Origin of the sequence: Thioclava sp. GXIMD2076 (genome assembly GCF_037949795.1) — a bacterium.
GTDB lineage: Bacteria > Pseudomonadota > Alphaproteobacteria > Rhodobacterales > Rhodobacteraceae > Thioclava > Thioclava kandeliae.
On the sequence record NZ_CP149933.1, the window covers coordinates 642,160 to 667,164 of the forward strand.

Sequence of the window (25,005 nt, forward strand, 5' to 3'; positions counted from 1 at the left end):
CTCACAAGCGGGCAGACGCCCCCCAGCTGATCGCCGCCGTCTGCGGCGGCAGATATCCCGTGATCCGGCGGTCTTTCGTTATCTCGACGGTCACCTGCCCCAAACCGGCGGCGCGTCGGCTTTTTGCCTGAACACTATAGATGCCCGCAGGCGGCAGAAGCTGCGCGGGATTGGCCTGATATCGCCCCGCCCCCACACAAGCCACCGGCACGACCCAAGGCTGGCCCAGCAAAGCCACCGCCTGCGGCACCTGCCCCGCCGCAATCAATTGGCGCACCAGAGACGAGGACACCCGCACCCCACCTTCGCTCACATCCTCGACCACATCAAGCAGGTAGCCCCAATGCCGCCCCGAACGCTCTAACAAGTCGACATCGCCCTGCCGCCCCGCACCAAAGCGGAAATCCTGCCCGACAACCACGCGCGAGACGGCGAATTCCGCCACCAGAAAACGCTCGACAAACGCCTGCGCGGAAAGGCCCGCAAAGGCGCGGTCAAACCGCGGGGTCCAGACCGTGTGGAGCCCCTCCTCGGCCAGCCGCCCGTAGCGCGCCATGCCGCAAGAGAGCCGGAACGGCGCCAGATCGGGAGCGAAAAGCTGTTTGGGATGCGGCTCGCAGGCCATAATCGAGAGGCTCCGGCCCTCTCGGGCCGCGCAGGTCTTGGCGCGGTGCAGCAGTGCCTGATGGCCCAGATGCAACCCGTCGAAATTACCTAAAAGCATCACCGAGCCGCGGAGGGGCTGGGGCAGTGGCGCATGGCCAAGATGCAGATGGGGAAGCCGCGCATCGGACGCGGCCACCCCCAGTGCGGGCTCAAAGCGAAGCGAGCCAGCGATCGGTTTCGTCGAAGGAACAGATACGAGCATATTTCTTCATCATATCGTAGAGATTGGCGAAATGGGGACTTTCATGCAGATCGGCCACGCATTCTTCGGGCACCACCACGCGGAAACTGCGCGAGAGCGCATCGACCACCGTGGCCCGCACACAGCCCGAGGTCGAGCCGCCAGTGACGATCACACTATCGATGCCGTGGAAGGTGGCGAGCGACTGCAGATGGGTCTCGAAAAAGGCCGAAGGCATCTTCTTGTTCAGGACGATATCGCCCTTTTGCACATCCAGCCGCGGGTCAAGCGCCGCGCGTGGCGAGCCGAGCTTGATATTCTGCAGACTGTTGGGATTATCATCGCGCGTACCGAAGATGCCGCAATCGGCGCCATCCTCGTAAAAGCCCACATAGGTCCAGATCACCGGCAGGTTCAGCCCGCGCATCCGGCCCGCCAGTCGGTTGACGTAATCGCATTGCGCGGGGTCGGTCTCATAGGCGGTGATATAGCTATCCGGCTGCGTGTAGGCGCATTGCAGATCGACATTGATCAGCATCGGCTTGTTGCCGAAATCATAGATCAGGCGGTTCGGGTCGTCGCGCAGCTCGTAAAACATCTCGCGCGCGGTCTTGTTGGACAGTTCCATAGGTACTCTTTTAATGCTGGGTCACGGGGGAATATTTCATCTCGGCCACGGCCATGCGGCCATTGTCGACGATGGTCTGACCATCGAGCTTCAGCGTGGCACGGCGCAGCGGGATATCCAGATGGCAGGCGGTATCATTATTGCCGCCAAGCTCGGTATTGGGGCCAAGCGAGAACAGCACATTGCCATAGTAACTGAGCGAATTGACCCCGATCTCGGTCGTGCGGGTCGCGGAAATCAGGTTGTTATACCATTTGGCAGACCCCAGCAGCCCCCAGCCGATATGGCTGATCGCATAGGCGCGCGGGTCGTCGAAACTGTCCATGAAATCCGACATCAGGGCGGCGTCCATGCCCTCGCCATCAATCTTCGTGACATAGCCATCCTTGATGGTCAACTCGATCTCGCGCTCGACATGGCGGTTCTTGAAGGCCACGATCACATCGCCGGGCATGATGACAACTCGGCCATTAACGCGACCATCGATCCCCTGGCTCAGCACCTGCCCCGTGCCCATATGGTCCCAGCGGCCGGGCGTGTCGGTATAGCCATATTGCGTCATCACCCGATACTGGCCCAGATCATAGGTGACATCGGTGCCGTACTCCGAGGTGATATGCATCTGGCGGGCCTGCCCCAGTAGTTTTTCGCCATATTCCACACGGGCGCGCAGCGCGGGGGACGGGAAGTTGTTGACCAGCACATCGAAAGGCTCATGTACGAACAGCATTCGCGTGCCCGAGGCGCAGATCTCGTTCTGCTCATGGCTGAACAGCATCCCCATCAGATCGATCACCAGATCAGCCTGTTTGAGCGCCTCGATCACGGGGCGGTTTCCGGCGATCGCCGTGCGCCCCACCGTTAGCCGCATCTCGCGGTAATCACGGCCCGCGACGTTGATCTGAAACGCGCTCGCGCCCAGTTCTTTCGCGGCCAGCAGGAAGGCCGTCGCGTAATCGGCGCGGATATCGGCCTCGGAAAGAACGATGACGGTTTCTTCGGGCGTCACCTTGCACAGCTCCAGCTGCGCGGTAAACAGCTTCACCATTTCAAGTTGGGTTGGCATACTTCAGGTCCTGCATCTATCAAGCTTGCGCCATGATTGAGAGCCTGCCCCCGCCATGTCAAACCACGAAATCAACCATATTTTGGTTGAATGTGAATTGGGCAAAGATACTCCGGTCAAGCAGGGAATCCTGCATTTAAAATAGGCAAAAAGACTCATTTTTAAGATAAAAAGCATCCTATAGGTCAAAGGATGCGCAACCAATGAATCAACCAAAATTGAAATTTGTTATGACGATAGCCGCGCTCAAGGGTGGCTTCAAACCATGCCACATCTTAAGAGGCCCGCTGAAATGTCGACCACTTCCCAGTTGCGCACCGAAACGACAGAACCGCTGGGCACAGCCACGCCACCGCGCTTCCTTCCCGATCAAGCCCAATTCCGCGCGGCCATGCGAAGGCCCGTCTCGACGGTTGCCATTGTGACCGCTGGCGCACGGGGCGAACGGGCGGGCGTGACGATTACGGCCGCCTGTTCTTTGTCGGATAGCCCACCTTCTGTCCTGATCTGCATCCACCGCGACTCTGCAGCGCTTGAGACGATCCGTAAATCTGGCCATTTCGCGCTGAATTTCCTGTCTGCAAAGCAGACAGAACTGGCCAATCTCTTTGCGGGCCGTTCGGCTTTGCGAGGCGATGCCCGTTTCAGCGATGAAGACTGGGAGCTTTTGGAAAGCGGCGCACCGGTAGCAAAAAACGCCCTGACGGTTTTCGATTGCATCTTGGCCGAAGAACTTCCCTCCCCGACCCATGCCATCCTGATCGGCAGGGTCGCAGGTATCAGTGCATCTTCGGAAGATCCCGCACTGCTTTATAGCAATGGCAGCTACCAAGCCCTCGTACAGGAACCCGCAGAATAATCTCTTTCGCGGCGCAGTCGCCGCTACGCCGCGAAAGCCTCGACTGGCATGTCAATGGGCCTTGATGATGCAATCGCCGCCTAGGCCATCTCTGTGCCAAGCTGCGTCTGCAACAATCCACAAAGGGAGCGGTCATGTCAGAAATTATTACATTAGGACTGGATCCGGCGAAGAATGTGTTTCAGGTCCACGGCTCCTACTGCAAGGGTCGCGCAATCGTGCGCAAGAAACTCAAAAAGATGCAGGTGCTTACTTTTTGGCAACTTGTCACCCTGTTTGGTGGCGATGCAGGCGTTATCACGTTAATCGGGTCGCGATTGCCTCCTCGCTGTTTGCTACGGAGGTCACGGCGATGCAGACAGCTTCCATCAGCTACAAGCGGCACCGGTTCCCGCCTTCGATCATTGCCCACGCGGTCTGGCTCTACGTTTTGTTCAATCTAAGGCCGAGAAGATGATGTTCGAACGTGACATTGGTCTTGCCCCGCTGAAGTGGTCCATCTTTTGGGATAGTTTATCCCGTATTATGGAGGACGACTTAGATGGCAAGCCTATGCGAGAAGCCGGAAGTTATTGTCATGAAGCTGCGTCAGGTTGAGGCCTGTGCCAGGGCCAAGGCGCGAAGCTGGCGGATGCGGTGCGTCAGATTGGTGTGACCCGAACCGGACATATTACCGTTGGCGACGTGAGAATGGCGGGATGAACCACGATCAGCTCAAGCGACTGAAGGAACTCGAGAAAGAGAATACGCGGCTCAGGCGCGCCGTGTCGGATCTGACACTCGACAAGCTGATCCTGACGGAAGCCGCAAAGATGAGGGGCGTGTAGCAAACCCTCCAGTGGAGGGTTTGTAGCCCCGAACGCGAAGGCCTTCTAAGCCCTTCGCGCCGCCGCCAATGCATTGACCACGTTCGGCAGGAACTGGGTGTTTCCGAACGCCGCGCCTGCCGGGCGCTTGGGCAGCACCGGTCGACCCAACGCACGCCCCCGCTCGGTCGTCAGGACGAAGCCCTGCTGACCGCTGACATCACCGAACCGGCACGGCGATACGGACGGTATGGCTATCGCCAGATCACTGGCTTTCTGCACCAGGCGGGATGGTGTGTGAACCACAAGCGGGTCGAGCGGATTTGGCGGCGCGAGGGGCTTAAAGTGCCGCAAAAGCAGAAGAAACGTGGACGGCTTTGGCTGGCGGATGGCTCTTGCGTCCGGCTGCGGGCGGAGCGTCCGAGTTCATTCGGTCCGATAATGGCCCTGAATTCATTGCCACCAAGCTGCGCAACTGGATCGAGGCGGTGGGGGCTAAAACGGCCTATATCGAGCCAGGATCGCCCTGGGAGAATGGGTATGTGGAGAGCTTCAATGCTAGGCTTCGCGACGAATTGCTTGATGGGGAGGTGTTTTATTCGCTTAAAGAAGCCCAGATCCTGATCGAACGCTGGCGCCAGCATTACAACACGCTGCGCCCGCATAGCTCTTTGGGATATCGCCCACCAGCACCAGAAAGCATCGTGCCAGTAGACCAAAGGCCCACGATGCACTAACTTTCAAACCGGACCACTCAAGTGGGGCAGACCAAGGTGTCCATGCAAGTAACGAGGCGGGGTCAATGCCGCCCACATCCGCCAAGCTCAGGATTGCTTCGTGGGACCCATGATGAATGGCCTTCAAATCCATGCCAAGGTCGCGGCATAAAGCGTGCGGATCAACGGCGTTCCGATCGGCCAGACGCGAAAGATAACTATAGGCAGGCTCTCGCTCACCCAAAACAGTGGTGATCGGTAATGCGGGCATGATCTTCCCCGGACATGCTTATGGTTCACGTAGTAGGTACTCTAGTTGAAGGCGTTCATACCCAGCATCGGTGTGTTCGTGTCGCCGCTAAAGGCTCGCGACGAAACCTGCCGACGACAGGAAGGGCGTATTTTGTTGAAAAACTTGCGCTTGATTGTAGGACCGTCGGCTGCTTCAATTCCCGCAACGGGTGGGAGGATCGGCGATGAAGGGACCGCGGCAGGAGGCGCAAGCAGCGCTATTCTACGAGTTCTCGCTTGAGGATCATGTCCCGCAGAACCATCTGCTGCGCTCCATTGACCGGTTCGTGGACCTCTCCGGTATCCGTGCCTACCTCGCTGATTTCTACAGCCACACCGGGCGGCCATCTGTCGACCCTGAACTCCTCATCCGCATGCTGCTGGTGGGCTATTGCTTCGGCATCCGTTCAGAACGGCGGCTCTGCGAAGAGGTGCATCTGAACCTGGCATATCGGTGGTTTTGCCGCTTGGACCTCAGCGACCGCGTCCCGGATCACTCGACGTTTTCCAAGAACCGGCATGGACGGTTCCGCGACAGCGAATTGCTGCGACACCTGTTCGAGACCACGGTGGCCCGCTGTATCGAAGAGGGCCTGGTTAGCGGACAGCGCATGGCGGTGGATGCGAGCCTCATCGAGGCCGATGCCAACAAACAGAACTCGACGCCGAAGGAGGAGTGGGACGCCCGGGCGATTGATCCCGCCGACGCGCCAAGAGCCGTTCGCGAGTATCTGGACACCTTGGATGAGGCCGAATTTGGTGCCGCCAGCGAGGTTCAGCCAAAGTTCACGTCCCATTCCGACCCGGCCAGCCAATGGACTGCGGCCCGTAAGGGACCGACATTCTTCAGCTATTCCGACAATTGCCTGATCGACACCTTGGTCTGCCCCACTTGAGTGGTCCGGTTTGAAAGTTAGTGCATCGTGGGCCTTTGGTCTACTGGCACGATGCTTTCTGGTGCTGGTGGGCGATATCCCAAAGAGCTATGCGGGCGCAGCGTGTTGTAATGCTGGCGCCAGCGTTCGATCAGGATCTGGGCTTCTCTTGAGCCGAATAAAACACCTCCCCATCCAGTAATTCGTCACGAAGCCTGGCATTGAAGCTCTCCACGTAGCCGTTCTCCCAGGGTGACCCCGGTTCGATATAGGCCGTTTTAGTCCCGACCGCGTCGATCCAGTTGCGCAGCTTGGTCGCGATGAATTCGGGGCCGTTATCGGACCGTGTGAACTCGGGCGGACCGCGAAGGATGAACAGATCGGTCAGCGCGTCGATGACGTCGACCGAGTTGAGCTTGCTTTTGGCACGTATCACAAGCACCGTCCCTAGGTGAATTCATCGACAATGTTGAGTATGCGGTAGGCTCGCCCGTCCGCGGTCTTGTCTTGGACGAAATCATAGGACCAGACATGGTTCGGACGCTCCGCCCGCAGCCGGACGCAAGAGCCATCCGCCAGCCAAAGCCGTCCACGTTTCTTCTGCTTTTGCGGCACTTTAAGCCCCTCGCGCCGCCAAATCCGCTCGACCCGCTTGTGGTTCACACACCATCCCGCCTGGTGCAGAAAGCCAGTGATCTGGCGATAGCCATACCGTCCGTATCGCCGTGCCGGTTCGGTGATGTCAGCGGTCAGCAGGGCTTCGTCCTGACGACCGAGCGGGATCTTGCGTTGGGTCGACCGGTGCTGCCCAAGCGCCCGGCAGGCGCGGCGTTCGGAAACACCCAGTTCCTGCCGAACGTGGTCAATGCATTGGCGGCGGCGGCCGAAGGGCTTAGAAGGCCTTCGCGTTCGGGGCTACAAACCCTCCACTGGAGGGTTTGCTACACGCCCCTCATCTTTGCGGCTTCCGTCAGGATCAGCTTGTTGAGTGTCAGCTCCGACACGGCGCGCCTGAGCCGCGTATTCTCTTTCTCGAGTTCCTTCAGTCGCTTGAGCTGATCGCGGTCCATCCCGCCAAACTCACGCCGCCAGCGGTAGTAGGTTTGTTGGTTCGGCATGGCCCTCGAACCAGTGGCGGGCACATGCCTCACCGCCAATCTGGCGAACCGCATCTGCCAGTTTCGCGCCTTGACCTTGGCACAGACCTCAACCTGACGCAGCTTCATTACAATATCTTCCGGCTTCTCGCGTTTGCCTGCCATCTAAGTAGTCCTCCATCATACGGGATAAACTATCCCAAAAGATGGACCACTTCAGTGCGGCAAGACCAGTGGCCGAAGTGCAGGTCGGCCGAATACCAGTTGGCCATACCTATGCCCTCCATGTTCGTCAGACCTCAGTTTAGGGACGACATCATGCGGGCGCAAATGTCTGTCAGTTCAGAGGAATTGCGTACGGCGAAGCCGTTAGAATGTCAGCAGATGCCAGTCTTGCCCGGACAAGATGCCAAGTAGAACCGAATAGGCTCCAATCTTCGGCGAAAGTCACATTTTTACAGACATGGCTGGGGCGGTAGGATTCGAACCTACGGTGCGCGGTACCAAAAACCGGTGCCTTACCACTTGGCTACGCCCCAACTCTGTCTGTGGGCGGGTATTTAGCTAAGGCGTCGGGCAGGCGCAAGGGGAAAAATCAAAAAAGATTTGTCGCCGCCCGAACTTTCGTGCAGGGAACATCCCATGATGAGATTTGACGCAATAATCATTGGCGCTGGCGCCGCAGGCCTGATGGCCGCAATCGAAACCGGACGCAGCGGAAGGTCGGTCTGTCTGATCGATCACACTGCACGACCTGGCGAAAAAATACGGATCTCCGGCGGAGGCCGGTGCAACTTCACGAATCGCGAGCTCGATCACCTGACAGCCCGCGACCGATTCCTCTCGCAAAACCCGCGCTTTGCGCTCTCTGCACTTTCGCGCTACAGCCCGCAGGACTTTATCAATCGCCTCGACCGCGCGGGCATCGCATGGCACGAGAAACACAAGGGACAGCTCTTCTGCGACGGAAAAGCCTCGCAGATCGTCGATATGCTATGTCGCGACCTGCGCGAGGCTGGTGGGACCCTCATGCTCGAGACGACCGTCGATGCCGTCACCCGCGAGGGCACAGACTTCCACCTCGCCACCTCGCAAGGCCCCCTCACCACCCCCAAACTCGTCATCGCGACCGGCGGCAAATCGATCCCCAAAATGGGCGCCACCGGTTTCGGCTACAAGATCGCCGAACAGTTCGGCCTGTCGCTCACCGACACCCGCCCTGCCCTGGTGCCCCTCACCTTTGCAGAACAGGAACTGGTGAAAACCAAACCGCTCGCAGGGACCGCAACCCCCGTCTCCATCCAGCACAACAAAACCCGTTTCGAGGAAGATCTTCTCTTCACCCATCGCGGCCTCTCGGGCCCCGCCATCCTGCAGATCTCAAGCTACTGGCGCGACGGCGACCCGCTTACCCTCGACCTACTGCCCGGTCAGGACATCGCCATCCTTCTGGCGGAGCAACGGCAGGAAAAAGGGCGCATGGCGCTGCATAACGCGCTGGCCCGATGGCTCCCCGATAAGATCGCCGCGCTGGCGGTGGCCGAGTCGGGCCTCACGGGCCGTCTGGCCGACCAGAACAACGCCAAGCTCGACCACCTCGCCACCTATGTCCATAAATGGCAGATCAAGCCGGTGGGCTCCGAGGGCTACCGCACCGCCGAGGTCACGCTGGGCGGCGTCTCCACCAAGGAGCTCGATGCCAAGACCCTCGAGGCAAAATCCCAGCCCGGCCTCTTCTTCATCGGCGAGGTCGTCGATGTAACGGGCTGGCTCGGCGGCTATAACTTCCAATGGGCCTGGGCCTCGGGCTTTGCCGCAGGCCGCGCCTGACCCGTTCCATGCGTAGGAAGGCCGCCCGCGACGGCGGCTTTCCGGATCCGTCCCCGGACAGACCTGCGGGCACCGTATCCTGCATACGGTGCCCGCAGATCAGGCCTGTTTGTAATCATACATGTAGATTTTGCGCAGAGGTTCCAGCACCTCCCAACGTCCGCGCCAGCCGAGCGGCATCATCAGCGCATCGCCCGGTCCGTATTCGGTGGTGCTGCCATCAGGCTGTATCACCTTCAACCGCCCCTGCAGGAAATGGCAAAACTCCGATCCGCCCTCCATCTCCAGATCGAACAGGCCTGCCGTGCACGCCCAGAGCCCCAGCTCGACACGACCATCCGCACTCGTCCAGAGAGACTTGGAGGCTTCGCTCAGCCCTTCGGTCAGAGCCCCATCGAGCGGGGTAAACGCGCCGAGATCAGTGGTCAGCGCATCGGGAAAACGTTGGAAATCGATCATCGAGAGTGTCCTGAAAGCAGAAAAGATAGCGCAGTTTCGATGAGCGCGTGCGCCAGCGCAAGTACGATCTGACGGATCAGTCCGCCTCACGCCACCAAGATATATGCCCATGAAATAACCGCAAAAGACCGGTACATAAGCTGTTCGAAAACCCTATAGTCCGGATGACCTGCCAGCCCGAAACTTCTGCACCTACCGGAGCCCATGATGACACCGCTCGCCTATACCGCCCTGTTCTGGCTTGATATCGCCGGCATTGCCGTGTTTGCGGCCTCCGGCGCGCTGGCGGCCGCAAAGGCAAGGCAGACACTTGTGACCTTTGCCTTTTTCGCAGCGATCACCGGCATTGGCGGCGGCACATTACGTGATCTGCTGATCGACGCGCCGGTCTTCTGGGTGCATAACCCCTGGGTTCTTGCCACCTGTTTCGCCGTCAGTCTCGCGGTCTGGAAAACACCCAAGCGGTTCTGGAACGAGCGGGCGATCGACTGGTTCGATGCGGTCGGACTGGCGGCCTATGCGGTTTATGGGGCCGCCAAGGCGCTGGCTCTGGGGGTCTCGCCCCTTCCTGCCGCCGCCATGGGCGTTATCACGGCCTGTGCCGGCGGTGTATTCCGCGATGTGCTGGCGGGCCAGCCCTCCATCATCATCCGCCCCGAAATCTATGTGACGGCCGCCGCCGCCGCCTCGGCAGGATTTGTCATGCTGACATGGGCCGGTTGCCCCTTCGCGGTTGCAGGCCCTCTGGCGGCCCTGCTTGGATTTGTTCTCAGGGCGCTCGCCATCGCGCGGGGCCTGTCACTGCCCTCCTATAGGGACTGATCCTATAGGGACTGACGGCGCTCGGGGCGCCTTCCGGCAGTCCCCCGAGCGCGCCCGATCACGCCTTCACCCGCCGGTTATACCGGACCGAGGACAGGAAGGCCAAAGCGATGAACCCCGCTCCCAAGAGCCCCGTCACCAGCTCGGGGATCGGCGTCAATGTCTGCACGAACATGATCACCGACAGCACGAGAATCGACCAGAACGCCCCGTGCTCGAGATAGCGGAACTCTGTCAGCGTGCCGCGCTCCACCAGCATCAGGGTCATCGCCCGCACATACATCGCCCCGATCCCGAGCCCGATGGCGATCAGAAACAGGTTCTGCGTCAGCGCGAAGGCCCCGATCACGCCGTCAAAGCTGAAGCTCGCATCCAGCACTTCCAGATAGAGAAACGCGCCCAATCCCCCCTTGGCCACAGCCCCTACGGCCTCTCGCTTGTCGAGATAGGCGCCCAATAGCTCGACCCCGAGAAAGGTCGCCAGCCCGAAAATGGCGGCAAACAGGAACTCGTCCTGCACCGCCTCGGGCAGCGCGGTCGAAAAGCCCATCATCACCAGAAGCACCAGCACGATCTCGGTGCCCTTCACCGCCCCGAACCGGCGTAACCCCCGTTCGACACCCGCGATCCAGTCGACCTCCTTCTCGGCATCGACGAAATAGCTCAGCGCCACCATCATCAGGAACGCGCCGCCAAAGGCCGCGATCTCGAGATGCGCGCCATGAATGATCTCCGCATATTCCGCAGGTTTCGTCGCCGCCAGACGCACCGCCTCGATCGGCCCGATCCCTGCCGCCACCACCACGATCAGAAGCGGGAAAATGATCCGCATCCCGAACACGGCGATCAGGATACCCCATGTCAGGAACCGCTTTCGCCATTTCTCGTCCATTGTCTCGAGTTTGTTGGCGTTCACGATCGCATTGTCGAAGGACAGCGAGATCTCCAGCACCGCCAGAATCCCCCCGATCAGCAGGAAGCCGAAAGCGCCCGACAGCGTCGCGCTATATTGCAGCCCCAGCGCAAAGGCACCGGCCAAGGCCAGCACCGTCACCGCAAAGGGCCAGTAAAAGTATTTCAGCACATCAGGCCTCCACATATCGGCCCAGATCCACCGGGCTGACCAATTCCGCATCAGAGAAATGCGCATTCAGATTGTCGACCACAAGCCCCGCCATCGCATCTCTTGTCTCCTGCGTGCCGGATGCGTGATGCGGATAGAGCGTCACATTGGGCAAAGCCACCAGCTCGGCGGCGGGTGTAGGCTCGTTATCATAGACATCGAGCCCCGCCATCCCCAGACGGCCCTCCTTCAGCGCGGCGATCAGCGCCGCCTCGTCCACCACCGAGCCGCGCGCCACATTGATCAACAGGCCCTCGGGGCCAAGCGCGTCGATCACCTGCCCGTCGATCAGATGGCGCGTGCCCTCGCCGCCTGCCACGATCACCACCAGCACATCGGCCTCTTCGGCAAGCTGCACCAGATCGGGCACATAGGTATAGGGCACATCCTTCGGGCGGCGGTTCCAGTAGCGCACCTCCATCGCCATCGCCTGCGCGCGCCGCGCGATCGCCTCGCCAATGGTCCCGAGCCCGACAATGCCCATCACCTTGCCCTTCAGCGAGCGGGTCAGCCCCATCGGCCCGCGCGAGCCCCATGTGCCGCTGCGGACCCACGCCTCGCCTGCCACCAGCTGGCGCGAGGCGCCCAGCATCAGCATAATCGCGCAATCGGCCACATCATCGCAAAGCGCGGGCGAGGAATTGGTCAGCGCGACACCACGCGCAGCCATGCCCTCCAGATCGAACCCGTCAAACCCCGCCGAGGAACAGGCGACGATCTCCAGATCCGGCATCGCGGACAGGATTTCGGCTGTCACATTGCAATGGCCATCCGTCACCACTGCCCGCACGCCCGCGCCATGGGCGGCGAGAAACGCGGCGCGGTCCTGCGCCAGATCGGCGCGCAACACCTCGTAGCCCTCCTCCAGCCGCGCCATCGCCACCGGGCGCAACGGCTGCAATACCATAACTTTCGTTTTGCTCATCTCTGTCTCCATAACGGCTCCTCTCGGCGCGGCAACGCGCCGGTCATATCCATGCTTACGAAAAGAATAAGACGCCATCCGCGCAGGTGCACCCCCTCGTGCCGCTTTTCTCGCCTTCTGTCATCGGCTATCACCGCAACATGACCCAGACAGATGCTTCTTTCGACATTCCCGAGACACTGGCCGCCTGCGCGACCTCCGTTCTGACCACCGCCGATGCGATGGAAAAGACGGGGCGCTCGCGGGCCTATGCCGCCGAATGGTTCCGCCGCCGCAAAGCGGGCGACCCGATGCCCATCGGATCCTGCCCGCCGCCCCTGCAACCCGCCCGCCCCGAGGCCCCTGCCCTGCTCTCGCCGCGCGAGGTGCCGCGCCGGCGTCCGGGCACGACCGCTGGCCGCAAGGCGCTCCTGCATGCGGTGGCCCATATCGAGCTGAACGCGGTGGACCTGCATTGGGACATCATCGCCCGCTTCACCGATGTCACCATGCCGATCGGCTTCTATGATGACTGGGTGCAATCGGCGGATGAGGAATCCAAACATTTCCGTTTGATGAGCGCCTGCCTCGAGACCATGGGAAGCTTTTATGGCGAATTGCCCGCCCATGCGGGGATGTGGCGCGCCGCCGAGGATACCGCGACCGATCTGATGGGCCGCCTGACCGTCGTGCCGATGGTGCTCGAGGCCCGCGGCCTTGATGTGACGCCCGGTATGATCGAGGTCTTCCGCAAGGCAGAACAGCCCGATGCCATCGCAGCCCTAGAGACGATCTATGCCGAGGAAGTCGGCCATGTCGCCTATGGATCGAAATGGTTCAACTTCCTCTGTGGCCGCCATGCCATTGATCCAAAAGACGAATTTCACCGTCTTGTGCGCCATTACTTCCATGGCGCCCTCAAGCCGCCCTTCAACGAGGAAAAGCGTGCCGATGCGGGCCTGCCACCCGATTTCTACTGGCCGCTGGCCGAGGAGGCAGGCTTCACCCGCGATCTGCCCTAGGCCGTCGCCCAGGCCTCCAGCCCGTCCTGCAGCCGCGACACTCCTTGGGTGAGCGGGATCAGATCGGCCTGCAGCGCGTGATAGAGATCCGGCTTACCCTTGAACTGGCCGTCCGCAGGGCGGCCGGTCTCGTCGAGTTCAGGATACCAACCGCCGCGCTTGCGATCCACCAGATGCGCCTCGGCAAAGGCCCAGAGCCTGCGATACCATTCCTCGCCCCGTGCAAAGGTGCCCGTTTTCAGGATGGCCGATATCGCGCCGATCCCCTCGCAAACCGGCCACCAATAGCGCGCCTTGCGGTCCACCTGCCCGTCGAAATCCAGCGTATAGGCAAACCCGCCCTCGCGCCGCCAGGCCAGCCGCAACGCTTCCTCCACAAGGATCCGCGCAGCCTCCGGCAGGTCCTCGTCCACCCGTCCCCGCAGATCCCAATAGTGCAGCACCAGCCGCGCCCATTCCACCGAATGGCCGGGCGTCGTGCCGCGGGGCCGGAACATCGGATCCCCCTCATAGGCGCGGTCCACCGTCCATTCCTCGGTATAATGCTCGGGGATCCGCCAGTTATACTCCGGTGCCAGCCGCCGGATGAACACATCGATGATCCGCCCCGCCCGCTCCAGATAGGCGCGCTCGCCCGTCGCCTCATAGGCTGCCAGATGCGCCTCGGTCGCATGCATATTGGCGTTCATCCCGCGATATTTCGACAGATGCAGCCAATCCTCCGACCAGTCCTCGACAAAGAGCCCCGCGCCCTCGTCCCAGAACCGGCGCTCCAGCACCTCGGCCACATCCCCCAGCAACCGGTCCGCATCGGGATGCCCTGCCCGCTTGGCGGATGCCGCCGCCAGCAGCACGAACATATGGCCATAGGCCATTTTTGTCCCATTCGTCACGCCCGAGCGCACCGCCGCGAAGAAGCCCCCGCGCTTGGCATCGCGATGCTCGCGCCACAAGAACCCCATCCCCGCATCAATCATATCGGCACCCTCGGCAAAGCCGAAAGACAGGCCCAGAGAATAGGAATGGATCAGCCGCGTGGTCGTATGAAGCTCCTGCGGACCGGGGATCGCCCGCCCCTCGTGATCGAGCACCGCAAACCGCCCGCGGCCTTTCAGACTGCCCAGAAAGAACCGCAACTGCCGCTCGGCATCCTCGGCCAGCCATGCCTGATGATGCGGGTCGGCCAGCCACGCGCCATCGCTCTCCATCATCTCGCGCGGTGCAACAGGATCACACATCGAAGGCATCGGGGGACAGCTCCTTCCAGAAGGCGGCAATAGCGCCGGCATTCAGCGCCGACATCCAGCCATGACGCTCGAAATCATCCCGCTCGGCCCCTTCGAGCCGCGACAGGAACAGCCGTTTATCGGCATCACGCTGGGTGGGCGTGCGGCTAGCCGCCAGATCGCGGATCACCGTCAGCTGCCGCACCCGCGCCGACAATGTTGGATCGGGCTCGGGGTTTCGCGGCGAAACCTCCGGCGCATCGGGGCGGTAATCATCCTTTAACGCCGCGCTCAGATAGCCGATGGCGTTTTTGACTGCGCCCTGCCCCGCCACATAATCCACTTTCTGGCGCACATACTCCTCACCATGTTCGGTGAGCCATTGCCGCGCCAGCCGGTCCGACACGCCGAGCGCCAGAAGCCGCGCATAGATCGGGCTCTTGCGAAGCCCCTCCCCGTCATCAAGATCGAGGATCGCCAGCTGCGGGTTCTCGCTGATCCGGAAACGGATCTCCGTCACCGAGCGTCCCATCTTCTTGAATTCCGGCGTCACCATGATGTTGGAGGATTTGTTCACCTCGGCCACGGCGGGTTTGATGATCTTGGCGTTGAGATGCTTGAACACCTCGTAATAATCGCTATCGGCCACGCCCATCAGTCGCCGGAACAGATCGAGGCTCCACCAGCCCGAAGACCCCGTCCGCACGAAGCGGTAGCAATTCTCGTAAAGCGCCAGCGCATGGCCCGAGGTGAACCGCCGCTGGATATTGAGGTTGATCAGCGCGAACACTTTCGGGTCATTCAGCTTCTCGGCAAGAGCGGGCGAATAGGCATATTCGCACACGCCGCCTTTCAGCTTGGCATAGGACAGAAGCGAGCTGATCCCCCATTCCTGTTTGCCCTCGCTATCGAGCATGTCCCATTCGGCCACCGTCTCGGCCAATCCGCGCAGGGACTGTTTCAGCGTATCCATATCGTTCGAGTTATAGCCGATCATCAGGCACAGCGTGCGGGCATCGATCCGGTGCACCTGCTGGCTGATCAGCGTGTCATAGGCATTCAGCAACAGCACGTTCGACAGCTTGCGCTGCAACAGTGTCAGCTTGCCCGAGACGTGGATCGCCGCCACATGTTTCTTGACTGCGCCACGGCGCAGGGACCCGCTCAGGTGGTCCTTCGGAATATCTAGCTCGTTCATCCTGCCCGGCCTTTTTCATGCCTTGTGTCGACGGGCAGAGATTCGCCCGCGCTGGTCTGCGATGTAGCCGATTATTCGGCCATGAGGTACCCCATGACAACTCTTTTCTTGGCACCTCTGGGCCATCCCGTAAACGGATACCCGAGGGTCCGCGACGGGGTTTCAGGTACCCGGCTACAGGAGGGATCTGTGGAAAACCCGAGATCCCGTGAATCGGTACCTTTGAAAATGAGGCACTTATCCACAGCCTGAGTCATGATTTGCAACCTGAATCTGGCAAAACAGCGTACATCCCTGAGAATCGGAACCCCTAGCACCGGAATCAGGTACCATCCCCCCTGTATCCGGTCTCCCTTCCTCCTGTATAGCGGTGCCTTACTATGCCTATACCGTTGTTATTAAACGCTCTTTATGCCCATAAAGATTCTTAAAAATATCTAAAAGATTCAAAACACCCGTCTGTATGTCCCCAAAATCAATATTTTCAGGGATATAGCGCCCTGCACGATTCCCATTGCGCCCATCATGTGCGATAGTTGCCTGGATATCGCGATAAACAGCGAACATGCTGAGGTTCCATGGCAAGCAAATCTGGTAACGGCAGCCGCACGGATCTGCCCCCGTATTTCAATATAGACCCCGAAGAAGCCGCAAAGAAGCTCTCCGAGAGCATCGACACGGCCCGCTTCGCGCGCGCGGCGGCCTTCGCCTCCCGCGGCCGCGACGATCTGGCCCGCCGCGGCTACGCGCCCGATGGCAAGAAGCGCCTGCGGAAATTCTCGATCTGGGAGATCTGCAAATATCTGATCCCCGTTGCTCCGGCCCATCTCCGGCGTGTGCTCAAGGCCAATCCCGATCTGCCCCAGGGTGACGGGGATAGCGGGTCCAAATGGTTCACGCTCGAGGATATTCTCGTCTTGCGTGAGCATTTCGCCGAAGAAGGTGCGCAGAACCGGCAGTATAAACCTTGGCGCCCTGAAGGTTTACCGGCAAAAGTCGTTGCGGTAGCCAACTTTAAAGGCGGCGTCGGAAAGACCACGACCGCGGCGCATCTGGCTATGTCGGCCGCGCTTGATGGCTATAAGGTTCTGGTCATCGATCTCGACAGTCAGGGTTCGATGACATCGGTGATGGGGGGGCAGGTGGCCGATGAATGGCAAACAGCGTTCCCGATGCTGGCACATGACTATGCCAAGGCGCTGCAGGAGGAAAACCGCATCCGTGAGGCGGGAGGGCAGCCGACCTATCCCCTTGATGAGACTCTGAAAGAAGCACTGGAGGTTTCGCCGCGAAACCTGATCCAGAAAACGCATTGGCCCAATATCGATCTGATCGGGGCGCAGCTCAACCTCTATTGGGCCGAGTTCCAGGTCCCGGTCTGGCGGATGCAGCTCCGGAGCTGGCCGCTTTGGGATGCGCTCTCCAACGCACTGGAAGATGGCGGTATTCTGGACGACTACGATCTCGTCTTCCTCGATACGCCTCCCGCACTCGGGTACCTGACGATCAACGCGCTGGCGGCGGCCGATATTCTTCTGGTGCCGCTCGGGGCATCTTTCCTCGAATTCGACAGCACGGGGCGGTTTTTCGACATGATCTACTCGACCTTTGCCTCCATCGAGGATGGCGAGAACCGGATGCGTCGTGCTGATGGCCTGCCGGAGATCGGGTTCGAATGGGATGCGGTGCGTGCGATCGTGACCCGTTTCGACGCAGCCCAGCAGACCGATCTGGCCAATGTCGTGCAGGCCTATTTCGGGGATTTCATGACGACCTACCGGCAGGAGGTCACCGCGATGGTGGGGCAGGCGGGCGAGCAGGTCTCCGGGATCTACGAGACCGATTACCGAGATTTCAACCGTGACACCTATATCCGCGGCCGGGAAACTTTCGACCGGACATGGGCGGAGGTGAAGGAGGTCATTCTCGGCACATGGTGGCGGGATATGAAGCTGAACGAGGCCGAGCAGAATAGCCAGAGCGAGGAGGGCTGATCATGGCGAAACGGAGAAAACTGATAGCACCGAGCGCGGATGATCTGAGCCGTCTTGAAGACGAGTTTCGCCGCGAAACCTCCTCGCGCAGCTTTACCGCTGCACCGATTGCGCAGGTCGCCGCCGAGACGGCAAGCTCCTATGATCCGCGTCCCGCAGAGGATCGTGAACGGGCCGCGCGCGACCGTAACGATGCCGAAAGCTTCCGGCAGAAGACGGAAGCGGGGCTTGTTATGCTCGAGATCCCGCTCGAGGAGATCGATGCGGATGCGCTGGTGCGCGACCGTGTAGTGCTGGATGCCGAGGACATGCAGGAGCTGCAGATGTCGATTGCCGCCAATGGTTTGCGGCTACCGATCGAGGTCTATCCCCTGGCCGAGGATGGACGGGGCTTCCGCTACGGGCTGTTGTCGGGCTACCGGCGCTTCCGGGCGGTGCAGGCGTTGCTCGAGCTGACCGAAAAGCCCGCCTATACAAAGATCCGCGCCGTGTTGCGCGACCCCGAGGCGATGGGCGGCACCTTTGCGGCGATGATCGAGGAAAACGAGATCCGCGCCAATCTGAGCCATTTCGAGCGTGGACGGATCGCGGTGATCGCCAGCCAGCAGGGGGCGTTTGTCAATGTGGAGGCGGCGGTCGATGCGCTGTTCCCGATGGCCTCCAAGGGCAAGCGCTCGAAAATCCGCTCTTTCGCGCTGATCTTCGAGGAGCTGGGCGACATGCTCCGCTTCCCCGAGCTGATGAAGGAGCGGGACGGGCTGAAGCTGGCAGCGGCCCTGCGGGGCGGGGCGGAAGCGCGGCTGCGCGATCTGCTTGCGCGTCGCGACCCCGCCAATGCGGCAGACGAGGCGGAGATGGTGCTCGAGGCTCTGGCGCAGCTGGAGCCGGTGGAGGCCGATCCTGCGCGGGGCGGGCGCCCGAAAAAGCCCGCCGCACGCGCGGAACGGGCGCGCGAGGTGCGCAAGCTGACAAGCGGCATCACGCTGAAGACGATATCGGAGGCGAATGGCTGGTCGGTGAAGATCGAGGGCGGGAATGTGGATGGCGAGATGATCGATGCGGTCATGCAAAAGCTGGCCTATCTGCTGGAAACCCCCTGAACATCGCTTCCCGTAAACGGATACCTTTGAGGGCTGCCCATCGGGCGGCCCTTCTTGTTTCCGGGCAGGTCGGGGCAGAAAGAGGCGTGTCCGAGGGCTTGAGGCACCCGTTTACGGTGCCTGCAATATGGCTCCTGTAAACGGGTGCCTATCGGAATATGAGTGCGTAGAAAGAGAACGCGCCGCAGGCGGCGGGCCTGCGGCGCGTGTTGGCGTGGGGCTGCTGGCGGGCTGGACCTTATTCGAGACTGCCGCCGTCGCGGGCCTCTACCTGCTTCATCCGGTAGACCCCTTCGGGCAGGCTGAGCGAGGCGGCAAGCTCGCGCAGTTGCGCATGTGAGAACACGACCCGTTGGACCGAATTCGTCTGTTCATCCAGCTGCTCGACAACAACACAATCCTCGAAAGATTCGATCTTGATGTCTTCTTGCAGGTAGTCGCGTGGATCATCCCCCTCGTCGACAAGGGTGATCACGGTAGCGTCAAATTCGTGCTCGATGGTAAACATGGAGAAAGTCTGGCCGATAAAATCGCGACCCGCCAGCAGAAAATTCGGGCGCATACAGGCCTTGTTTACAAAATGGGCAAAATAGTCAGGGCAGGGCTTTCCACTTCGGAAGAAGCTGGCTAGGCTGAATTTTGCCCAGTTCACGAAAGGACCCGTCCTCATGCGTTTTCCGGTTTTGCCGCTACCGGCTGTTGCGGCCTGTGTCCTTCTGGCGATGACAGGTGGCGCCGTGACCGGATGCGCACCGGTGACGGGGCAGGGCTCCGATGCCAGCGACGCGTCGATGCAATTTGCCCCGAGCACGGATCTGCTGCCGCCCGAGGTGGCCGCGAAGAATTTCATGACGGCGGCGCACCGGATGGAGCCGGTGATCGAGAGCTATTGCCGCCATCACCAGCTGGCGCAGGTCCATAATTGCGATTTCCGCATCATGGTCGATGACCGCCCCGATCCCGAGCCGAATGCGTTCCAGACGCTGGACGAGAAAGGGCAGCCGGTGCTGGCCTTCAATCTGACGCTGATCTCGCAGGCGCTCAATCAGGACGAGCTGGCTTTCGTGATGGGGCATGAGGCGGCGCATCATATTCTGGGCCATCTCGACATGAAGGCCGACGATTCGCAGACGGGGGCCGTCCTGATGGGAACGATCATCGCCTCGCAGGGAGCGTCGAACCGTCAGGTGCGCAAGGCGCAGACTATCGGAGCCGAGCTGGGCGCGCTGACGCGGGCCAAGGATTACGAGCTGCAGGCCGACAGTCTGGGCGCGGTGTTGAGCCTGCGGGCGGGCTATCATCCGCTGAAAGGCATCCAGATCTTCAAGCGGATCGATAATCCGGAAGATGACATCATGAGCAGCCATCCCTCCAATGCCGCGCGCATGGCCAATGTGCGGGCGACGATGTCGCGGTTGAAAAAGCGCAGCTCGGGCGTCTGATCGGGGTCCGCATGGACCTTGGTTCGGGGCGGATATGCGCTAGATCCTTGGCATAAAAGACAAGGAGTTCGGGCATGTCGCGTTGGCGCTGGCATATCAAACAGATTTTCGAGCGTATCTGGGTGCGCGTGACGGCCTTCGGCGTGCTGGGGGTGGTGACCGCATTGAGTGCGGCATGGATGGGGCGATGGGTGCCCGAGGATCTGGGGGTCGATGTCTCGGCCGATGCCATCGAAAGCATTCTGGAGATCATTGCCTCCTCGATGCTGACGGTTTCGACCTTCTCGCTATCGATCATGGTTTCGGCCTTCTCGGCGGCGCAGGGTTCGGCCACGCCGCGGGCGATCACGCTGCTGCAATCGGACCGGCTGACGCAGCATGTGCTGGCCTCCTTCATCGGGGCCTTTGTCTATGCGCTGGTGGGGATCATCGCGCTCGAGACGGGGATCTACGGCAATTCCGGCCGGCTGGTGCTGTTTGCGGTGACGATCGCGGTGGTGGCGATGATTGTCATCATGCTCTTGCGCTGGGTGCAGCATCTGAGCGAGTTCGGGCGGCTGGAGGATACGGCCTTACGGGTGGAGGAGGCCACGCGCGAGGCGCTGGTGATGCGCGCCGAAGACCCAGTGCTGGGCTGTTGTGCATGGGAAGAGCCGCCGGTGGGCAGCTGGGAGCTGATGGCCATGCGCACGGGGCATGTGCTGCATGTGGACCCGGCGGTTTTGCAGGAGGTGGCCGAGGATCTTGGCTGCCGGATCTGGATCCTGGCGCAGCCCGGAGCATTCGTGCATCCGGGAGTGGGGATCTTGCGCTGTGATGCGCTGCTGGAGGATGCGCAGGCACGGCGGCAGGCCGAGGAGGCGTTGCACGAGGCTTTCACCATCGAACAGGCGCGGTCTTACGAGCAGGATCCCGAATTCGGGCTGCGGGCGATGTCGGAGATTGCCTCGCGGGCGCTGTCGCCTGCGGTGAACGATCCGGGGACGGCGATCGATATTCTGGGGCGGCTGATGGCGGTGTTGGGCGAGTGGGGGCAGTCTCGGCCCAAGGACGAGGCGCCGCGCTGCCTGCGGGTGATGGCGCGCGAGCTGGACCCCGAGGCGCTGATCCGCAATGCTTTCGATGCGATCGGGCGGGACGGGGCAGGGCAGATCGAGGTGGCGATCCGGTTGCAGGACGTGCTGGCGGGGCTGGCACGGACCGAGCCGCGCTTTGCACAGCCGGCCTGCGCGATGGCCGAGCGGGCCGCCGCCCTGTCGCAGCAGGCGATGGTTCTGCCCGAGGATGCGCAAGCGGTAGCGGCACGGGCCCAGGAGCTGCGGGCGAAACTCTAGGTCTGCGCGGTGGATTTGATCCAGATCAAGGAGGGCTGCGCCTTTGCGGGGCAGGGTTGGTCCGGATTGGGCGGTCATGCGGGTCGCCTTCCCGAAAGGAGACGCAGATGACCGATCCCCGAACCCTCAATATGCATGCCGCACTTGTCGACCGGATGGGCGATGTGGTGGGTGTTGATTTCACACAGGCCAAAGCGCAAGGGCATATGTCTGATGCCGAGTGGAGCCAGACCGTGACCCGCTGCACGCAATGTTCCCAGCCCGGAAAATGTCGGGAGTTTCTGGCCGCGCGGGAGGCGCCCGAGGATCGGGAAACCGTTGCGGCACAGGCCCCCGATTATTGCAATAACCGCAGGCTGATGGGGCGGCTGCAGCGTCTGATGACCGAGGATGCCCCGATTGCGGCCGAGTGAAAGGCCGCGACTGTCGCACCGCCGGCTGATGCAAGGTCGGGCGACGGGTGGACTTGAGAGAGAGCCTGATGTGGACGATCTGAAAGACAACCTGCATTTCTGGATGCTATGGGGCATGGCACGCCGTGCGGGGGTCGATCTGGCGGGGCTGTTGCGGAGCGGGAGGCTGGGCCATGCTCGGTTCGAGGAGATGCTGGCGGTCTGCCGTCGCTGCCGCCACGCCTGCGACTGTCTGGGCGAGCTGTCCTATCTCCCTGCCGGACAGGAGCGCCCGCCCGCCTTCTGTGGCAACGGTCATGTGTTAATATTTCTACATGTCTGATAAATAGTGCTTGCTTTTTATTTGTCGGCTATAAATTATGCAGCAAGTGAAAATGACGCCTGTGCAGCACTGACCGGTTTTACGGCCCGGTTTTTTGGGTGCAGCTATACGAGTCGCTTTGATGATTGACGTTGTAATGCCGCGCAGGTCGAGAACCAGTAAGCGCTTATATCCGTTCCAGACTGAGGGTTGACCCAGCGTCGCTGTGCGAAACCCTTCGGAAATACTTCAAAATGAAACGTGGATGGCTCCGCCATGCGCGTGGCGAAGTTCTGCCATGAGTATTATGAAGTATTTCTTTCCTTCCGGACAGGTTACAAAGGTTTTAAGGAATTCTTGAGGCTCCTCCTCCTCCCTGAGCCTCGGGACTATGCGGCGGCTTCCCTCCTCCTCCCTGGAAGCCGCCGCCTCCTTACCCCCCCCCTTACCTACGGAATTTACCGCTCCGACACCGTGAGTTTCCCGTTCACGCGTGCATGTCTCTATCGAGGCAGGGACAGAGTGCGATTCTGCAACCTTGCGCTGAGATACCCCGTGCCAGCCTTTGTCGGACCGAGAGAAAGAGTTTAGCGTGATCAGTAGCTTGATCCGCATGTCGGGGTTATGGTTACGCCCGTTTTTCTTCTCTTAAGGTTATACCGTCAGGTTTGTGGCCGATTGGTTTGCAGACGGGATGTATCAAGTGGCTTGGGTGAAAACATTGAAAGCGCGCCTTTACGGGATCGTGCTTTTGGCAGCATTGGCATTGTTCGGCACGTCCGAGCTTCTTTTGAAATTCTCGGTAGATAACGCGTATGACATGCGCGAGCAGCATCTGCGCGATGTGACGCAGACGGCGGTCAGTATCCTCGAGCGGTTGCAGGGGGATGTGACGGCGGGCAGGATGGACCTGTCCGAGGCGCAGGCGCTGGGGCGCGAGGAGCTGTCGAGGCTGCATTTTGCCGATAACGGGTATTTTTTCGGATTCGGCACCGATATGGTCTACCAGTTCCACCCCTATAAGCCCGAATGGATCGGCAAGAGCCAGGCGGGCTACACGGATGTGAAGGGCATCAAGGTGTTTGCCGAGATGGGACGGATCGCGCAGGCCGAGGGCGGAGGCAAGCTGATCTATTATTTCAATAATCCCGAGACCGGCGAGACGGAGGCGAAATTCGGCTATGTGACGCTGTTCCCCGACTGGAACTGGATTGTCGGCACCGGCTCCTATGTCTCCGATATCACCGCCTCGCTGTCGCATCTGCGGTTGCTGAGCCTTGTGACAATGGGCGTTATGCTTGCGGCGCTGGCACTGGTTGCGGGACTGATCGCGCGGGACATTGTCCGCCAGATCACCAATATCAAGGGCCGGATGGAGAGCATGGGCGCGGGTGATACCGAAACGCCGGTCCCCTATACCAATGGAAAATCCGAGATCGGGGCAATGGCGCGCGCCATCGAGGGGTTCCGCGTGGCGCTGATCGAGAAGGCCGAGCTGGACCGGCTGCAGGCCGATGCCGAGGTCGAGCGGTTCCGGGCCGAAGAAGAGGCGATGCACAAGCAGGCCGAGCTGCGCGAGATGCAGGTGGTGGCCGAGCGCGAGGCGCGCGAGAAGGAGGACCGTTTGCGCGAGGAGGCCGAGGCGACCCGTCAGGCGGCGGAAGACGAGCGCAAGCGCCAGATGGAGGAGCAGGCGCGTGTGGTGCGCGAGCTTGGGCAGGCGCTTTCGGGCATGTCGCGCGGCGATCTGACGGTTGTTTTGCGCGAGACCTTCCCCGACTCCTATGAAGGGCTGCGGCGCGATTTCAACGCGGCGATCGAGAATATGGCGCAGATGGCAGGGGCGATCCGCGCGAGCGCCTTCCGTCTCGAGGCCGAGACGATGCAGATCGATCAGGCCTCTTCCGAGCTGGGACGGCGCACCGAGACGCAGGCCGCCTCGCTCGAGGAGACGGCGGCGGCGATGAACCAGATGTCGTCCTCGGTGTCGAACGCGCTGGAGAATGCCCGCAATGCCTCGGCGGCAGTGGGCCGCACATTGCAGACGGCCAGTGACGGTCAGCATGTGGTGCAGGATACGGTCTCGGCGATGGCCGAGATCGAGAAAAGCTCGGAGCAGATCAACCGGATCACCAGCGTCATCGACGATATCGCCTTCCAGACCAATCTTCTGGCGCTGAATGCGGGGGTCGAGGCGGCGCGTGCGGGCGAGGCGGGGCGCGGCTTTGCCGTGGTTGCCTCCGAGGTGCGGGCGCTGGCGCAGCGCTCGTCGGAGGCGGCACGCGATATCTCGCAGCTTCTGTCGACCTCCGAGGTGCAGGTGCGCTCGGGTGTGGAGCAGACCAACCGCTCGTCGCAGGCGCTGAGCCAGATCGAGGCGCTGATCCGCGAGGTGGACGGGATGGTCCGTTCGATCGAGGCGGGCGCGTCGGAACAGGCGGCAGGTGTGGCCGAGATCACCAATGCGATCAACCAGCTCGATCAGGTGACCCAGCAGAATGCCGCGATGTTCGAGCAGAATTCGGCCGCGGTGCAGGCCATGTCGAGCGAGACGGTCGCGCTGAAGCAGGAAGTGTCGGTGTTCCGCCTGGAGGGCGACGACGAGGCGCCGGTGCGCCACGTCGCCTGAGCGTCTTTCCGTCCTCTCCAATC

Annotated in this window: 21 protein-coding genes, 1 tRNA gene and 5 pseudogenes; 15 read left to right on the forward strand and 12 right to left on the reverse strand. The window is 61.1% G+C overall.

What is annotated here, in order from left to right:
- Window position 1: 1 nt before the first annotated feature.
- The 3 genes from WDB91_RS16840 to WDB91_RS16850 are packed head-to-tail and all read right to left on the reverse strand — an operon-like array spanning window position 2 to window position 2,541.
- Entirely contained in the window at window positions 2–868 is an 867-nt protein-coding gene (locus tag WDB91_RS16840; RefSeq protein ID WP_339114768.1) for a hypothetical protein, read from the reverse strand.
- Entirely contained in the window at window positions 816–1,475 is a 660-nt protein-coding gene (locus tag WDB91_RS16845; protein ID WP_339114769.1) for an isochorismatase family protein, read from the reverse strand. The genes WDB91_RS16840 and WDB91_RS16845 overlap by 53 nt, the downstream gene beginning before the upstream one ends.
- A 10-nt stretch (window positions 1,476–1,485) precedes the next feature.
- Window positions 1,486–2,541, reverse strand: coding sequence for a leucyl aminopeptidase (locus WDB91_RS16850; RefSeq protein ID WP_339114770.1), 1,056 nt, complete (start codon window positions 2,539–2,541; stop codon window positions 1,486–1,488).
- A gap of 292 nt (window positions 2,542–2,833) precedes the next feature.
- Here WDB91_RS16850 and WDB91_RS16855 point away from each other — a divergent pair, with 292 nt between their 5' ends.
- The 5 genes and pseudogenes from WDB91_RS16855 to WDB91_RS16875 all read left to right on the forward strand — a co-directional run.
- Window positions 2,834–3,400: a flavin reductase family protein gene (locus WDB91_RS16855; RefSeq protein ID WP_339114771.1), complete on the forward strand. Its 567-nt coding sequence runs from the start codon at window positions 2,834–2,836 to the stop codon at window positions 3,398–3,400.
- 134 nt (window positions 3,401–3,534) lie between these two features.
- Window positions 3,535–3,694 (forward strand): annotated as a pseudogene (locus WDB91_RS16860) (IS110 family transposase); the annotation flags it as partial.
- Window positions 3,695–3,752: 58 nt separating this feature from the next.
- A pseudogene (locus tag WDB91_RS16865) lies at window positions 3,753–3,842 on the forward strand (IS6 family transposase); the annotation flags it as partial.
- 99 nt (window positions 3,843–3,941) lie between these two features.
- A pseudogene (locus tag WDB91_RS16870) lies at window positions 3,942–4,943 on the forward strand (IS3 family transposase).
- A 455-nt stretch (window positions 4,944–5,398) separates the two neighbouring features.
- Window positions 5,399–6,091, forward strand: a pseudogene (locus WDB91_RS16875) (transposase); the annotation flags it as partial.
- A 35-nt stretch (window positions 6,092–6,126) separates the two neighbouring features.
- Here WDB91_RS16875 and WDB91_RS16880 read toward each other — a convergent pair.
- Window positions 6,127–7,350: pseudogene (locus tag WDB91_RS16880) on the reverse strand (IS3 family transposase).
- Window positions 7,351–7,649: 299 nt separating this feature from the next.
- Window positions 7,650–7,724 (reverse strand) — tRNA-Gln (locus WDB91_RS16885).
- Between the two features lie 103 nt (window positions 7,725–7,827).
- Here WDB91_RS16885 and WDB91_RS16890 point away from each other — a divergent pair.
- The gene (locus WDB91_RS16890) at window positions 7,828–9,015 is read left to right on the forward strand and encodes an NAD(P)/FAD-dependent oxidoreductase (protein WP_339114772.1); all 1,188 of its coding nucleotides are present in this window, start codon (window positions 7,828–7,830) and stop codon (window positions 9,013–9,015) included.
- A gap of 99 nt (window positions 9,016–9,114) precedes the next feature.
- On the opposite strand, the gene WDB91_RS16895 is transcribed toward WDB91_RS16890, so the two are convergent.
- A complete protein-coding gene (locus WDB91_RS16895; RefSeq protein ID WP_339114773.1) occupies window positions 9,115–9,474 on the reverse strand; it encodes a cupin domain-containing protein in 360 nt (119 codons plus the stop codon).
- A 204-nt stretch (window positions 9,475–9,678) separates the two neighbouring features.
- Here WDB91_RS16895 and WDB91_RS16900 point away from each other — a divergent pair, with 204 nt between their 5' ends.
- A complete protein-coding gene (locus WDB91_RS16900; RefSeq protein WP_339114774.1) occupies window positions 9,679–10,296 on the forward strand; it encodes a trimeric intracellular cation channel family protein in 618 nt (205 codons plus the stop codon).
- A gap of 58 nt (window positions 10,297–10,354) precedes the next feature.
- Here WDB91_RS16900 and WDB91_RS16905 read toward each other — a convergent pair whose 3' ends face one another.
- A complete protein-coding gene (locus WDB91_RS16905) occupies window positions 10,355–11,380 on the reverse strand; it encodes a DUF475 domain-containing protein (RefSeq protein ID WP_339114775.1) in 1,026 nt (341 codons plus the stop codon).
- Between the two features lies 1 nt (window position 11,381).
- Window positions 11,382–12,344, reverse strand: a complete 963-nt coding sequence (locus tag WDB91_RS16910) for a 2-hydroxyacid dehydrogenase (protein WP_339114776.1) — start codon at window positions 12,342–12,344, stop codon at window positions 11,382–11,384.
- Window positions 12,345–12,484: 140 nt separating this feature from the next.
- Here WDB91_RS16910 and WDB91_RS16915 point away from each other — a divergent pair, with 140 nt between their 5' ends.
- A complete protein-coding gene (locus tag WDB91_RS16915) occupies window positions 12,485–13,345 on the forward strand; it encodes a ferritin-like domain-containing protein (protein ID WP_339114777.1) in 861 nt (286 codons plus the stop codon).
- Here WDB91_RS16915 and WDB91_RS16920 read toward each other — a convergent pair.
- The 3 genes from WDB91_RS16920 to WDB91_RS16930 form a co-directional block, all read right to left on the reverse strand.
- Window positions 13,342–14,583 carry an AGE family epimerase/isomerase gene (locus WDB91_RS16920; RefSeq protein ID WP_339114778.1) on the reverse strand — a complete coding sequence of 414 codons (1,242 nt, stop codon included), beginning with the start codon at window positions 14,581–14,583 and terminating at the stop codon, window positions 13,342–13,344. The genes WDB91_RS16915 and WDB91_RS16920 overlap by 4 nt on opposite strands.
- Window positions 14,576–15,769, reverse strand: coding sequence for a replication initiation protein (locus WDB91_RS16925; RefSeq protein WP_339114779.1), 1,194 nt, complete (start codon window positions 15,767–15,769; stop codon window positions 14,576–14,578). Before WDB91_RS16925 ends, WDB91_RS16920 begins: the two co-directional genes overlap by 8 nt.
- A 384-nt stretch (window positions 15,770–16,153) precedes the next feature.
- Entirely contained in the window at window positions 16,154–16,336 is a 183-nt protein-coding gene (locus WDB91_RS16930) for a hypothetical protein (protein ID WP_339114780.1), read from the reverse strand.
- 11 nt (window positions 16,337–16,347) lie between these two features.
- Here WDB91_RS16930 and WDB91_RS16935 point away from each other — a divergent pair, with 11 nt between their 5' ends.
- Both WDB91_RS16935 and WDB91_RS16940 read left to right on the forward strand, forming a co-directional pair.
- Window positions 16,348–17,763 carry an AAA family ATPase gene (locus WDB91_RS16935; RefSeq protein WP_339114781.1) on the forward strand — a complete coding sequence of 472 codons (1,416 nt, stop codon included), beginning with the start codon at window positions 16,348–16,350 and terminating at the stop codon, window positions 17,761–17,763.
- Between the two features lie 2 nt (window positions 17,764–17,765).
- Window positions 17,766–18,863: a ParB/RepB/Spo0J family partition protein gene (locus WDB91_RS16940; protein ID WP_339114782.1), complete on the forward strand. Its 1,098-nt coding sequence runs from the start codon at window positions 17,766–17,768 to the stop codon at window positions 18,861–18,863.
- Window positions 18,864–19,101: 238 nt separating this feature from the next.
- Here WDB91_RS16940 and WDB91_RS16945 read toward each other — a convergent pair whose 3' ends face one another.
- Window positions 19,102–19,371: a hypothetical protein gene (locus tag WDB91_RS16945; RefSeq protein WP_339115115.1), complete on the reverse strand. Its 270-nt coding sequence runs from the start codon at window positions 19,369–19,371 to the stop codon at window positions 19,102–19,104.
- Between the two features lie 160 nt (window positions 19,372–19,531).
- Here WDB91_RS16945 and WDB91_RS16950 point away from each other — a divergent pair, with 160 nt between their 5' ends.
- From WDB91_RS16950 to WDB91_RS16970, 5 genes are all read left to right on the forward strand, one after another.
- On the forward strand, window positions 19,532–20,305 hold the full coding sequence (locus WDB91_RS16950) for a M48 family metalloprotease (protein WP_339114783.1): 774 nt from the start codon (window positions 19,532–19,534) through the stop codon (window positions 20,303–20,305).
- A 74-nt stretch (window positions 20,306–20,379) separates the two neighbouring features.
- Window positions 20,380–21,639 carry a DUF2254 domain-containing protein gene (locus tag WDB91_RS16955; RefSeq protein WP_339114784.1) on the forward strand — a complete coding sequence of 420 codons (1,260 nt, stop codon included), beginning with the start codon at window positions 20,380–20,382 and terminating at the stop codon, window positions 21,637–21,639.
- Window positions 21,640–21,746: 107 nt separating this feature from the next.
- The gene (locus WDB91_RS16960) at window positions 21,747–22,052 is read left to right on the forward strand and encodes a DUF6455 family protein (RefSeq protein WP_339114785.1); all 306 of its coding nucleotides are present in this window, start codon (window positions 21,747–21,749) and stop codon (window positions 22,050–22,052) included.
- Window positions 22,053–22,122: 70 nt separating this feature from the next.
- Window positions 22,123–22,374 (forward strand): DUF6455 family protein, encoded by a 252-nt coding sequence (locus WDB91_RS16965; RefSeq protein ID WP_339114786.1) that lies wholly within the window; start codon window positions 22,123–22,125, stop codon window positions 22,372–22,374.
- Between the two features lie 691 nt (window positions 22,375–23,065).
- A complete protein-coding gene (locus tag WDB91_RS16970; protein ID WP_339114787.1) occupies window positions 23,066–24,982 on the forward strand; it encodes a methyl-accepting chemotaxis protein in 1,917 nt (638 codons plus the stop codon).
- Window positions 24,983–25,005: the final 23 nt, after the last annotated feature.

Bases quoted from the DNA above. Each gene is read 5' to 3' on its own strand.
- WDB91_RS16955 (WP_339114784.1), top strand. From the start codon at position 20,380: ATGTCGCGTTGGCGCTGGCATATCAAACAGATTTTCGAGCGTATCTGG.
- WDB91_RS16950 (WP_339114783.1), top strand. From the start codon at position 19,532: ATGCGTTTTCCGGTTTTGCCGCTACCGGCTGTTGCGGCCTGTGTCCTT.
- WDB91_RS16915 (WP_339114777.1), top strand. From the start codon at position 12,485: ATGACCCAGACAGATGCTTCTTTCGACATTCCCGAGACACTGGCCGCC.
- WDB91_RS16935 (WP_339114781.1), top strand. From the start codon at position 16,348: ATGGCAAGCAAATCTGGTAACGGCAGCCGCACGGATCTGCCCCCGTAT.
- WDB91_RS16910 (WP_339114776.1), bottom strand. From the start codon at position 12,344: ATGAGCAAAACGAAAGTTATGGTATTGCAGCCGTTGCGCCCGGTGGCG.
- WDB91_RS16895 (WP_339114773.1), bottom strand. From the start codon at position 9,474: ATGATCGATTTCCAACGTTTTCCCGATGCGCTGACCACTGATCTCGGC.
- WDB91_RS16900 (WP_339114774.1), top strand. From the start codon at position 9,679: ATGATGACACCGCTCGCCTATACCGCCCTGTTCTGGCTTGATATCGCC.
- WDB91_RS16890 (WP_339114772.1), top strand. From the start codon at position 7,828: ATGATGAGATTTGACGCAATAATCATTGGCGCTGGCGCCGCAGGCCTG.
- WDB91_RS16930 (WP_339114780.1), bottom strand. From the start codon at position 16,336: ATGTTCGCTGTTTATCGCGATATCCAGGCAACTATCGCACATGATGGG.
- WDB91_RS16940 (WP_339114782.1), top strand. From the start codon at position 17,766: ATGGCGAAACGGAGAAAACTGATAGCACCGAGCGCGGATGATCTGAGC.
- WDB91_RS16945 (WP_339115115.1), bottom strand. From the start codon at position 19,371: ATGTTTACCATCGAGCACGAATTTGACGCTACCGTGATCACCCTTGTC.
- WDB91_RS16845 (WP_339114769.1), bottom strand. From the start codon at position 1,475: ATGGAACTGTCCAACAAGACCGCGCGCGAGATGTTTTACGAGCTGCGC.
- WDB91_RS16925 (WP_339114779.1), bottom strand. From the start codon at position 15,769: ATGAACGAGCTAGATATTCCGAAGGACCACCTGAGCGGGTCCCTGCGC.
- WDB91_RS16855 (WP_339114771.1), top strand. From the start codon at position 2,834: ATGTCGACCACTTCCCAGTTGCGCACCGAAACGACAGAACCGCTGGGC.
- WDB91_RS16850 (WP_339114770.1), bottom strand. From the start codon at position 2,541: ATGCCAACCCAACTTGAAATGGTGAAGCTGTTTACCGCGCAGCTGGAG.
- WDB91_RS16840 (WP_339114768.1), bottom strand. From the start codon at position 868: ATGCTCGTATCTGTTCCTTCGACGAAACCGATCGCTGGCTCGCTTCGC.
- WDB91_RS16960 (WP_339114785.1), top strand. From the start codon at position 21,747: ATGACCGATCCCCGAACCCTCAATATGCATGCCGCACTTGTCGACCGG.
- WDB91_RS16920 (WP_339114778.1), bottom strand. From the start codon at position 14,583: ATGTGTGATCCTGTTGCACCGCGCGAGATGATGGAGAGCGATGGCGCG.